This is a genomic window from Candidatus Desulfatibia sp. (genome assembly GCF_036446775.1).
Classification (GTDB): Bacteria; Desulfobacterota; Desulfobacteria; order Desulfobacterales; family UBA11574; genus Desulfatibia_A.
Genome location: NZ_JAZFTO010000254.1, coordinates 17656 through 29491 on the forward strand (window position 1 = coordinate 17656; position 11836 = coordinate 29491).

The following is an 11836-nucleotide window of genomic DNA, read 5'->3' on the forward strand; positions in this document are numbered from 1 at the left end:
ATAGCCATGAACCTTGAGACCTTGCCGGAAGAGTGGGACTTGATCGTCGTCGGAGGCGGAGTCACGGGCGCAGGTATCCTCCGTGAAGCCGCCCGTATGAACCTGCGGGTACTGCTGTTGGAGCAGAAAGACTTTGCCTGGGGAACTTCAAGCCGCTCTTCGAAATTGATCCACGGTGGGTTGCGCTATCTCAAGGAGGGCAGGTTTTTACTGACCCGGGATGCTGTAAAAGAGCGTGAACGCCTGCTCAAAGATGCGCCCGGGTTGGTTAAGCAACTGGAGTTTCTGGTCCCTATTTTCAAAGACAGAGGGCCGGGGAAATGGACCCTGGAAGCGGGACTTTCAATATATGATCTAATCGCCCACAAACGTCAGCACCGTTTTTACCCACCTTCGGAATTTATTAAACTCCTGCCGTACATTGATCAGAAAGGACTTGTCGGCGGATTCAGTTTTTTTGATGCTCAGGTGGATGACGCCCGGCTTGTGCTGCGTTTGATCAGCGAAGCGGTTCAATTCGGAGGCCGGGCATTGAATTATACAAAGGCAACCGGCATTAACCGAAATTCAAAAGGGGAAGTCATTGGGATCGAAGCGGAAGATACCGAGACACGGCAAGCTAAAATACTTGTAACCCGGGCGGTCATTAACGCTACCGGAGTTTGGGCGGAAATGCTGCATCCCTCGCCCGACCCCGAGCTTCATTTGCGCCCCTTACGCGGCAGCCATCTGATCTTTTCTTGTCGGGTGCTGCCCATCGATTATGCCGTCAGCTTCATCCATCCCGCTGACAGCAGGGCCGTCTTCGTTATTCCATGGGAAGGGGTCGTTCTGGTCGGCACCACGGATCTTGATCACCGGGCCGACCTCTCTTTTGAGCCGGCCGCTTCCAAAGAAGAAGTATCGTATTTGATGGAGGGTTTGAGAGCACTATTCCCGTCGTTTGATATTTCGCCGAAAAATATTCTGTCCACCTTTGCAGGGGTCAGACCGGTTTTAAGTAAAGGAAAGCTGGCACCCTCAGAAGAGTCCCGTGAGCATGTCGTCTGGAAAGACAAAGGACTTGTGACCATAACCGGAGGAAAGCTTACGACTTTCCGCAAACTGGCCTTGGATGCCCTCAAAGCGGCCAAGCCCTTTTTTCCGCCGGTAACATTCCCCGATCCCAATGATCCCGTTTTTTTGCCGGTTCCCCGGGCACCGAAAGAGTCCTATGGTCTTTCCCAGGATATGTGGCAAAATCTGTTCGGAAGATACGGTCAAGATGCCGATGAACTGGTACGAGCGTCTGCCCCTGAAGATCTAACCGTTATTCCAGGTACGCACACACTCTGGGCGGAACTGCCTTTTGCAGCCAAACATGAACAGGTGCGCCACCTTTCCGATCTGCTTTTAAGGCGCGTGCGCATCGGATTGTTGACACCTCGCGGAGGAAAAGCGTATTTTAGACGCATCAAAAAGCTTTGCAAGCCTGTTCTGCCTTGGAGTAGAAAGCAATGGAAACAAGAGATTAAGATGTATTTTCACCAACTAAAGCGTGCCCATGCACTTCCGGCAAAGCTTACCGAGGAGCTCTATAGGCGAGAACCGCCTTCTATTGTAGAGTTTCGGGCATTTTTAACTTTTTATATCCGCAAATTATTATCTACCTGAAAATGAAAAACAAAGATCTTATACTGGCCATCGATAACGGGACTCAAAGCCTTAAGGCCTTGGTCTTTGACCTCGAAGGAAATCTTGCGGCCAGGCAGCAGGTGGTGTTTGATCCTTATTTTTCAGAACAGCCGGGTTGGGCTGAACAGGATCCGGAAGTTTTTTGGCAAGCGCTGTGTAAAGCTTGCCAGCAGCTCTGGCAACTGGGGCTGGTGGACAAAGAACGCATCGCCGGTGTAGCCCTTACCACCCAGAGAGGCACGGTCATAAATGTCGATCAAGACGGCAGACCGCTGCGGCCGGCTATGCTGTGGCTGGATCAGCGTAAAACGAACGGTCTGCTTCCGCTGGGCGGCCTCTGGGGGCTTTTTTTCAAACTGGCCCGTTTGAGTGGTACAATCGCCTATTTTCAGGCGGAAGCGGAAGCGAATTGGATTCATACATATCAACCGGACTTGTGGGAGAATACGCATAAATATTTGCTGCTTTCAGGTTACCTGACCTATAGGCTTACAGGGGAATTTGTCGACTCCATCGGCTGCCAGGTCGGCTACATTCCTTTTGACTACAAAAATTTGCGCTGGGCGCCGGATTGGGATTGGAAGTGGCAGTGCCTGCCCATCGAGCGGGCCATACTGCCCGAGCTTATACGGCCCGGTGAGATGCTGGGGAGTATCACCTCCATTGCTGCTAAAGAGACCGGCATCCCGCAAGGTTTACCTCTGATAGCGGCGGCGGCGGACAAGGCCTGTGAAGTCATCGGATCGGGCAGCCTGGAACCTTCCGTCGGCTGTCTCAGCTACGGCACTACAGCTACAATAAATGTAACCCATAAAAAGTATGTCGAGCCCATACCGTTGATCCCTCCTTACCCATCCGCAGTTCCGGAGTATTATACGATTGAGGTGCAGGTCTTTCGCGGATACTGGATGGTCAACTGGTTCAAGGAGGAGTTTGGCCATCCGGAACAGCTGAAAGCCGCCCAGCAGGGCCTGGAGGCTGAAGAGCTTTTCGAAAAACTTGTTGAAGATATCCCGCCATGCTCCATGGGATTGATACTCCAGCCGTATTGGACTCCGGGCTTAAAACTGCCGGGGCCGGAAGCCAAAGGTGCGATTATAGGATTCGGAGATGTCCATACCCGGGCTCATCTTTACCGTTCAATCCTGGAAGGGGTGGCTTACGCCTTAAGGGAAGGCAAAGAGCGCATAGAAAAGCGCAGCCGTACGCCAATCACCAGTCTGCGCGTGTCGGGCGGCGGCAGCCAAAGTAAAAACGCCATGCAGATTACGGCAGACCTATTCGGCCTGCCCACGGCCAGACCGCACCTATATGAAACATCAGGGCTCGGGGCTGCTATCGATGCCGCCATAGGCCTCGGTTTTTACGGCGATTTTAAATCAGCGGTTAAAGGCATGACCCGTGTGGGCCAGGTGTTTGAGCCCAACATGGAGAATCATAAACTTTATGACGCCCTTTATCACGATGTATATAAAAAAATGTACAAACGCCTCAAACCTTTATACGAACGTATTCGAGAGATTACCGGCTATCCCCCCTAACCCGGGTTAATCCGGGCGAGCCCACACTTCTCCGGCCTTTCAAACAACCAAGATTATTACCAACCCGGATAAGCAGAAACCAATAAATGTTTGCCACAAAGGATATATTTATTATTCTTTCTTCGTGCCTTGGTGTCTTAGTGGCAATGAAAAATATTTTGTCGCAAAACGAGCAAACCTTACAACTAAAAAACTGAGAATAATCAGTTAAATTAGTGCAATTTCGAAATCGTACCAGACGCAATCGATCATATTTTCAGATTATTTTCTGTTGACATATTGTGCCGTTTATTTTATGTTTCATATGTTTCATGTGTTTCATTCGTTTAGGTTGAGCTGCAACAGCGAGCACATTCCCCGTCCCACCATGGCAGGACGGCGGGAAGCTTCAATTTGTCTATTAAGGGAACTTTATGCCAGAAAATGATAATTTTTTCTCTATTCCCAAGGCGGCAGAGTATTGCTCCATCAGCAGGGTTACCCTCTGGAGATGGGTCAGGTCTGGAAAGCTGAAAGCATTTCTCACTCCTGGCGGTCAATATAGAATTCGTAAAGAGGATCTGGAATTATTTATCAGTGGAAAGATGGGACACCTCCCGCAGGCCGAATTTCTTAAAGAAAAAAAGATTCTGATTGTTGATGATGACTCAGGTGTTCAGAGGCTGCTTGTCAGAATGTTGTCGACCAATGGATTTCGAACAGAAGTGGCTTCAGACGGATTTGAGGCCGGAGTCAAGACCGTACAGTTTAAACCGGATCTTATGGTACTGGATCTGTATATGCCCGGAATGGACGGTTTTGAGGTCTGCAAGCAAATCAAAGAAAATTCAAATACCTCTCATATAAAAATATTAGCCCTAACGGGTTATGATACTAAAGAGAATAAAGATCGAATCTTGGAGGCAGGTGCTGACGGTTATCTGCTAAAGCCTGTGGAGAGAAAAACACTGCTTCAAAATATTGATGATCTTTTGAAGGGTGAGGTATAAACCTAAATAGTTTCCATCCATAAATGGTTATTTTTCCGATGAGCGGTGTTCTCTCTCCGAGGCGTAGGCTCTACGAGCCGGAGGCCGCGGGTTTTGTCCCTCGACGTACTTTAAGTACGCCTCGGGCGAAAACCCTTGTGCGGCCTTGCTCATCGGCCCTGATTTTATAATTTGGCCCTCATTTATGAATTGGAAACTGCTTAGCGCTCAAATTTATTTATGGATGGGGAAAAAAGTGAAGAAAAATCTTGGGCTTCAGCCTGCTGAAGCACATAGAATGATTATAATAATACTCGGCATAGAATTCGTGACTTTTTACGAGATCATCAACCATGAAAAACAGAAAAGATTTTATCGAACGAAGAAAACATAATCGGTTTAGGGTCAAAGAAGGTGGATTTGCCATGATCATGTCAGCACCTGCCAACTTAGGCCAAATTGAAGATATGAGCATGGGTGAAATTGCGCTTGCTGTTCTTAAGGCTAAACCTCTCAAAATGGGCCAGATCGTAAACATCAGCAAAGGCGGACTTGCTTTCAGTTATATTGACAGCGAAATTGAAGCCGGCAAATCATCTGAGATAGACATATTATTTGCCCAAAACGGCTTTCATTTGAAGAAAGTATCGTTCAAAACCGCGGCAGATTATAAGGCGGCAAGTGAGTTTCCGTTCAGTTCAATAGTAATGAGACAACGAAGTGTTCAATTTAGGAAAATGAGGCCCTACCAGATTTCTCGGTTGGATTATTTCATCAAAAATTATACCTCCAAGTAAGATGAATTCGTAAAAAGTCGAATTCATCACGTTTTAGGTTTTAAGTGTTAGGTTTTGGGTTATTGTTTTACGATTATTTGCAAATGCTTAAAACTTAAAACATTCAGGAAAGAGCCTACCTTACCGGATCAATTTAAGCCCGTTTAAGTGGTTGCGGCTTATTTTATCAGTCTCCCGCCGGCAGCTTGAGAGTTCATAAATAAAGGTTATATTAAGTAATAAAATCGCGTTACGATTTTATGAAACTTTCAGTTGAGCATATTCGCGCAATTGGAGTTGCAAATAGACAGGAATGGGGGTGGTAATATGATCGAATCCGTATTTAACCTGTTAGCCGATATTGGATATAATCACCCGCTGCATCCAGCAATAACGCACGTGCCGGTAGGCATGATTATCGGCGGTTTTTTGTTTAGCCGTTGCTATAAGCTTGGGCTATATTGGCGGTGAACTATTGTACGGTTAAAACCCTAATTAATCGCATTGTAACCGTTATTTATTAGTGCATTTAAACGCCGCTTTAGTTTGCATGATGTCTCTTGGGGCCGTTGATCGCTTGATTTTATTTTATCCCCGCATTCTATGAACAATTCAGCTGTAAATCCCCCATACAAACACAATTTTTTTTCTGTTTGGCTAAATGCTTAAAAATCAAGATGTTTGACAAAAAAGGGGTACCTCCGATACTCATTTTATACTGCTCAAAATAGTACTTGTTTTTTTAAAGCAACTGGATCTATTTTTAAGGCATTGTCAATTGTTGATGAATTCGTAAAAATCCTAATTCATCAGGTGTTTGGTATTTAGTATTTTGTGTTTTGTTTGAACTATATACTGCTATTCCTACTTGCCAGTTCGGTAAACACTAAACACCAAATACAAAACACTCTCGTAAAAAGGTCGCTTTTCTGACTTTTTGCAAGACCAACAATTATTGCATTTTTATTATTAGGTGAATTAATGCAAAGACACCTAAAAGCTCCGGTAACATATTCTATCATAGCAGCAACACTACTATTGTTATTGTTAGTATCCTGCGCTACGGTTGATGTAAAGCCCCGGTGCTGGCAAAACGCATACTATCAAGCAGTGGTAGTGGAAACGGAATTAGGCCTTCCTACCCGCATTGTTATTGGGCGCAATCGAGCCACAGAAGGAGGCCATGCCCAGGCGCAAGCATTTCTGAATGGCCGATGGCAATGGCTTTCTCAATCTAACCGGCCGACAATAGTTATTGAGAACAGAAAAGATCGGGCGTGGAGCAAAATAAATAAACCCGCACAGTTTTATACCAAAGAACAAGTTGTTAGCATTTGGGGAAAATGATGATATCCCCTTTCGATTCTTAAATGCTTTAGGGCCTCTTCCTCAAACTCCTCTGCCAGGCCTCCGAACATCCCCATGTCATTCCAGTCAATATTATCAAACAAATCAACTATTTATATTTCTTCTTTCATAAATTATCTTATAATGAAATTATTTATGCATTCTTTTGCCGGCATTTCAAATTAATTCTTTAGAAAAAAAGGGGACTGTCCATGTGAGTGGTATGCGGTTGGCAAGCTAAACCTGCGGTATTATTTTTTTGTTGTAGATTTAGCAGATTTCATATAAAATTTTATATCTGTTCAAAAATTGTCGAGATTTTCAAGGACTATTGACAACGGGGATTGGGTTTTAAAAGATGATTCTTGGAGAAAATCAATAATGTATTCATCTGATGTAAAAAAGTGTGCACAACAAATCGTTAAAGAATCTTTCGCGGATATATTGATTGGCGAGTTCAGGATGCCGTCCCAGACACAGATGGAATCATACCTTCTTGAAAATATTGATTATGGTTTTGACGAATACCAGACCGCAAAAAAGATTCAGCGTTCACACCTTCAATGGAGCGAGGAACAAATTGTTGACGAATTAGAAGTGCAGAAACGGCGTTATGAAAAAGAATCTCGTTATAATTTGAAGGCCGGTGCTCAAAAGGCGGTTAATGAAGTTGAAAACCTTGTTAGCAGCTTGAAGGATATAATCAAGGTGTGGAAAATAAAGAATTTGGCATAATGAAAAATTGTGCGGAGGGGATCAGCGCCAAGTAAGTACCCCTGCCACGTTATCCTCCTAAGACATGTTAACCTTTCGCCAAACAGAGCGGCGTAGCCGCGTTTCATAAAATCGTAACACGATTTTATTGTAATTTCAATAAGATGAGGCACACGGCAGCTATCCACAAATCGAATTTCTGGTAGTGACTCTTAAACTTTTAACGCCGGAAGCATAATATCTTCAAGTTGCTTTCTTTGCTTTTCAAAGCTCTCTTTATCCTTTACGCTTTCAAATTTGATCATTTTTCCAAAACGAAGCGACACCTTGGAAAAGGGTTTTGGAAGAAGAAATTTATCCCAACTGTTGAAATGCCATTCATTTTCTGCAGAAACATAAAAAGGAACAATCACAGCATTGACAACATGTGCCAAACGGATTACACCCGCCTTAACAATACCTGAAGGCCCCCTCGGTCCATCTACAATATGAGCTGCAAGTTTTGATTCCTTGAAATTAGCAATCATATTTTTTAAAGCTTCCCTCCCGTCTTTTGAAGAAGAACCACGAACTGGATTCCAGCCGGCACGTTCAGCCACACCGGATATAATTTTCCCATCGCTACTTTGGCTAATCATGATACTCGGCATGAAGACTTTATAATTTTGAAAATGACGGATAGCAGAAAAAAACTGTTGATGCCAAGCACAAAGCAACACCGTCCCGCCATTTTTTAAATAATCCATCCATTCTTTCTCATTTTCAATATTTAGACGAAATGTCCCTGAATAAATTCGGTTAAATCGATAAAGGGAAGATATGAATAGTTCTGTCGTAAAGAAACGGTCTAGCTTTATTCCCAAAACGGTATATCCTAAACAAATTAGCGTTGATCAGACTGATCTGGATTCTCTGCGGGGTTTATAGTATTTTTATCCAGTTTGCGTTGTCTTTTTTGATCTTTCTTTTTTTTCCTTGCTAATTCTTTCTGACGTTTTTTAAATTGATAATTTGATCTTGCCAATTTGTCACCTCTTTGGCTGTTATTTCTGATAATGGCAAAAAAAAGAATCTTGGACCGGACTTTTTGCAGTTTAAGATCTGATAATAGCGAATCGTGCAGGTATAAATTCAAACAAAACAAAAGGGCATCCCCTCGATATTAGAAGGAATGCCCTTTTTACTCAGAAACAGCAAGTTAAATCACAGTGACATTTGCGGCGGCAGGGCCTTTTTGTCCTTGCTCTATGTCAAAGGAAACTTTGTCGCCTTCATTGAGGGATCGAAAACCGGTTGCGCTGATTGCTGAATGATGAACAAACACATCCGGCCCGTCTTCCTGCTCAATAAATCCGAATCCTTTGTGGTCGTTAAACCACTTAACAGTTCCATTGGTCATGATAACATCCTCCTTTCTAAAAAATTTTCAAAATCTTAAACTGGAGGATGCCACATTAAAAAAATGAATTATTCCTTCAGAAAAAAACCGCCCCACTAATTGAAGGTAAGGCCTTGTTGAATAAAATAATAATAACACGCTTTGTGCCGAAAGCAAGCTAATCATTTATTTTTTTAAAAAATTGATAATATAAAATATATATACCGCAAAAACATAACCTTAGGTCAATATAGCTTGCCACCGTGCGCCGTCAAATCAAGTTTAGGATATTGATGTTTGTACAGGAAAAAGGCGGGTTAACCGTTTTTATTAAATATCATGCCGATCATAGCATCCATATTGGCAGCAAGCTGTAAAATTTCCGAAGATGGAATCTCTCTTATGACTTTGCCTGATGATTTTTCAGTTACAGTTACCATAATCCGACCAGAAGGCTCATCAACTGAAAAGTGCAGATCTGTATTATGCAGCTGGATCTGCACATCTGCCACCAGTGCTTTAATACGAGATGAATCCGGCTCTTTAACAGGCTTTTCGACATTTTCTTCTTTCAGATTTATCGTTCTATCTGCCGGAAGCCTTTTAAGGGTTCCTGTAGCCGAACTCTTTTGTGAGATGTTGATCGGCTCAACGTACATTTTATATCTCCTTATTTCTATTATCGGATTTTATTTAGAAAAACTTAAGCAAAAACTCACGAACTCGAATATTTCAAAAGGAGCATATTATTTGGCATGACGGAGTATTCTCAATACCTGTGTTTCATCGTCGACAATAAGAATGCTTGCCATTATTTCTTTCTGCGGTGGTTTTGGCTATTTCAAGTGGCCTTATCTACCCATTAATGAGCAGGGGAACCTTAACTTGTTTACATCCAAAAGGCGTGGACGGGGGGCTCTTTATAGGCACTATAAAACGTAAAAAACTGGACGTATAGCGCGCCAACGAATATGAAATGTATGTCTTTGAAACTATTATAGCTTCCGAGAATAACCGGGAGCCTGGACACTTCCAAGAGGATACGGTAGGATATCTGAAATTAAAGGCTAAAACCTGATAATTTTACGATTTCCTCATGAAATTCGCAATTAAAATGGGATTAAAGCGAGTGTTGATAAATGTCATGCATAAAGGATGATCTGAACAAATAGAGTGATGATTTGATACCCCAATCAATACCCTTTATGGGATGGTCTGGGTTCACGATTCAAGGCAGCAAATCAATCACCGAGCCTATTTAAGAGCTACCGCAAGATATGGGATTTTCTGACTTAATTCCAGGCCCGAAGATGAGGATCTGCTCAAGGGAGATACTCGTTACATATCCAAGGAATTATAGGGGTTTATGGCGCGTCGATATAAAGCAGTTATCCCCAAACTACCGTTTGGTGATATTGTATTGAGGTATCTCAAAAAATTTAGGTCATTGATAAGTTGTTTCAATAGCAGTTATTCCCAGACCGTAAATAGGTCCCGAACAATAAAATTTTCAGCCTTGATCCAGCACTTCTCGTATTTTTTTCGCAAGTTCCCTCATAACCACAGGCTTCATGACATATCCTCGAATACCGGCTACCTTTGCTTTTTCGTCGTCAATCTTTGTGCTGAACCCGGTACAAATTATTATCGGGATATCAGGCCTTATCTCCAGAAGCTTCTGTGAAAGCTGAACACCGGTCATATTTGGCATGGTCATGTCGGTTATAACAAGATCAAACTTGTCAGGGGCTGCCCGAAATGCCTCCAAAGCTTCAATACTGCTGGTTCTTTCCGTAACATCATAACCAAGCCGCTCCAGCATTTGCGTTTCCATGCGAACAATCGTCTCTTCATCATCGACAAGCAGGATGCGTTCCGTGCCTTTCAGAACCGTCGCCGCGGCATCTGCTTCCTCTGTTTCAACCTGGGATTTGATTGCAGGCAGATAAACATGAAATGCGGTGCCCTTGCCCGGCTCGCTGTAAACCCTTATATCTCCTTTATAGCTTTTGACGATTCCATGCACCACAGCAAGGCCCAGCCCGGTGCCCTTGCCATTTTCTTTTGTGGTAAAATAAGGTTCAAAAATGCGGCTAATCACCGACTGATCCATGCCTGGACCAGTATCAGACACTATCAAGCAAACATACGCCCCCGGAGTCATTGACGGGTCTGTTAAATCGTCAAGCCCTAATTCAACCTCTTTAAGGGTCACTTCCAGCTTGCCACCTTCATCCTCCATGGCCTGATAGGCATTGGTCATCAGGTTCATGGCTATCTGATGAATTTGGGTTGGATCAGCTATAACGAAACCACAATCTTTTTTGAGATATTGTTTGATTTTAATTGTTGATGGCAACGAAGATCTCATAAGCTTTAAGACTTCTTTTATAACGAAATGAACCTGCAGCGGCTTCAACTCCTGATCAGCTTGACGGCTAAATGTGAGAATCTGTTTAACCAAATCCCCAGCGCGCTTTGCTCCGTGTAAAATTTCATTTATGCTATGGCGAAGTGAGCTGCCTTCAGATGTATCTTCCAGCGCCATTTCTGCAAAACCAATAATTGGGAAAAGAATATTGTTAAAGTCGTGGGCAATGCCTCCTGCCAACATGCCGATAGATTCCATCTTCTGGGCTTGTTGTAGTCGATCCTGAAGTTTTGCTTTTTCTTTCTCGGCTTGCCTACGCTCTGTAATATCGCGAGCTACATGGATGCATCCGATCAGACAGCCATCGGGACCGTGAAGAGGAGAAACGGTAATTAAAAAGTCACCGTCCAACTTTTCCTCATAAACTTCCACCGCATGTTCGCGATGGTTTGTTAGCAGCTTGTCATGTGGACAATACGGCGGCGGCTCCTCTGTTCCGTGGAAATGCTCGTAACATTTAAGTCCAATCGCATCATCAGGCGCCACACCCAGCGTAGCAGCCATGGCCTTATTAACCCTAATTATCTGGTGATTATCATCTATTATTGCAATCAGATCCGGTAGAGAATTAAAAGTCCGCTCCCAGTCCTCTTTAGCTTGTAGAATTTCCTGCTGGGCCTGTTTGCGTTCGGTAATGTCAATAGCAAAACCTATTACACCAATTATATTCCCTTGATCGTCTTTATATGGTATCTTATCAGTCCGTAACCATCTTATTCCTTTTGGGGTTACAAGTGGCTCAATAATATTCATCTTGGCTTTTCCTGACGACATTACCTCTTTATCATCTTCCCAATATTTTTCGTCTTCGTGAGGAGATATTTCAGAAGCCAATTTACCTTCTATTTCTTCCTTCGGGAAGCCCAATGCATCCGCAAGTGTTTTATTAACACGAATCAACCTATTCTCTTTATCTTTGTAAAAAACTGACGCGGGGACAGGCAGAGCAAACAATAAAAAGACAAAGGAAAGAACTCCAGACAATCTTTGATGCTGTTCCAGCGTCA

10 protein-coding genes are annotated in these 11836 nt (G+C 43.5%); 5 read left to right on the forward strand and 5 right to left on the reverse strand.

The genetic code is table 11. The features are described 5' to 3' along the window. Nucleotides 1–6 precede the first annotated feature (6 nt). From V3S16_RS11935 to V3S16_RS11955, 5 genes are all read left to right on the forward strand, one after another. Nucleotides 7–1653, forward strand: a complete 1647-nt coding sequence (locus tag V3S16_RS11935) for a glycerol-3-phosphate dehydrogenase/oxidase (RefSeq protein ID WP_413885220.1) — start codon at nucleotides 7–9, stop codon at nucleotides 1651–1653. Nucleotides 1654–1655: 2 nt separating this feature from the next. Continuing rightward, on the forward strand, nucleotides 1656–3215 hold the full coding sequence (locus tag V3S16_RS11940) for an FGGY-family carbohydrate kinase (RefSeq protein WP_413885222.1): 1560 nt from the start codon (nucleotides 1656–1658) through the stop codon (nucleotides 3213–3215). A gap of 413 nt (nucleotides 3216–3628) precedes the next feature. After that, a complete protein-coding gene (locus tag V3S16_RS11945; RefSeq protein ID WP_413885224.1) occupies nucleotides 3629–4204 on the forward strand; it encodes a response regulator in 576 nt (191 codons plus the stop codon). Between the two features lie 332 nt (nucleotides 4205–4536). Then, entirely contained in the window at nucleotides 4537–4980 is a 444-nt protein-coding gene (locus V3S16_RS11950) for a hypothetical protein (RefSeq protein ID WP_413885226.1), read from the forward strand. A 1707-nt stretch (nucleotides 4981–6687) separates the two neighbouring features. Further along, nucleotides 6688–7041 (forward strand): hypothetical protein, encoded by a 354-nt coding sequence (locus V3S16_RS11955; protein WP_413885228.1) that lies wholly within the window; start codon nucleotides 6688–6690, stop codon nucleotides 7039–7041. Between the two features lie 191 nt (nucleotides 7042–7232). On the opposite strand, the gene V3S16_RS11960 is transcribed toward V3S16_RS11955, so the two are convergent. The 5 genes from V3S16_RS11960 to V3S16_RS11980 form a co-directional block, all read right to left on the reverse strand. Continuing rightward, nucleotides 7233–7883, reverse strand: a complete 651-nt coding sequence (locus tag V3S16_RS11960; protein WP_413885230.1) for a lysophospholipid acyltransferase family protein — start codon at nucleotides 7881–7883, stop codon at nucleotides 7233–7235. Nucleotides 7884–7903: 20 nt separating this feature from the next. Continuing rightward, the gene (locus V3S16_RS11965) at nucleotides 7904–8044 is read right to left on the reverse strand and encodes a hypothetical protein (protein WP_413885232.1); all 141 of its coding nucleotides are present in this window, start codon (nucleotides 8042–8044) and stop codon (nucleotides 7904–7906) included. A gap of 174 nt (nucleotides 8045–8218) precedes the next feature. Next, nucleotides 8219–8419: a cold-shock protein gene (locus tag V3S16_RS11970; RefSeq protein WP_413885233.1), complete on the reverse strand. Its 201-nt coding sequence runs from the start codon at nucleotides 8417–8419 to the stop codon at nucleotides 8219–8221. A 296-nt stretch (nucleotides 8420–8715) separates the two neighbouring features. Further along, nucleotides 8716–9057, reverse strand: a complete 342-nt coding sequence (locus tag V3S16_RS11975; RefSeq protein WP_413885234.1) for a flagellar protein FlaG — start codon at nucleotides 9055–9057, stop codon at nucleotides 8716–8718. A gap of 851 nt (nucleotides 9058–9908) precedes the next feature. Next, nucleotides 9909–11836: PAS domain-containing protein (locus tag V3S16_RS11980; RefSeq protein ID WP_413885235.1), on the reverse strand; the 1928-nt coding region annotated here is incomplete at its 5' end.

Bases quoted from the DNA above. Each gene is read 5' to 3' on its own strand.
- V3S16_RS11950 (WP_413885226.1), top strand. From the start codon at position 4,537: ATGAAAAACAGAAAAGATTTTATCGAACGAAGAAAACATAATCGGTTT.
- V3S16_RS11940 (WP_413885222.1), top strand. From the start codon at position 1,656: ATGAAAAACAAAGATCTTATACTGGCCATCGATAACGGGACTCAAAGC.
- V3S16_RS11955 (WP_413885228.1), top strand. From the start codon at position 6,688: ATGTATTCATCTGATGTAAAAAAGTGTGCACAACAAATCGTTAAAGAA.
- V3S16_RS11970 (WP_413885233.1), bottom strand. From the start codon at position 8,419: ATGACCAATGGAACTGTTAAGTGGTTTAACGACCACAAAGGATTCGGA.
- V3S16_RS11935 (WP_413885220.1), top strand. From the start codon at position 7: ATGAACCTTGAGACCTTGCCGGAAGAGTGGGACTTGATCGTCGTCGGA.
- V3S16_RS11975 (WP_413885234.1), bottom strand. From the start codon at position 9,057: ATGTACGTTGAGCCGATCAACATCTCACAAAAGAGTTCGGCTACAGGA.
- V3S16_RS11945 (WP_413885224.1), top strand. From the start codon at position 3,629: ATGCCAGAAAATGATAATTTTTTCTCTATTCCCAAGGCGGCAGAGTAT.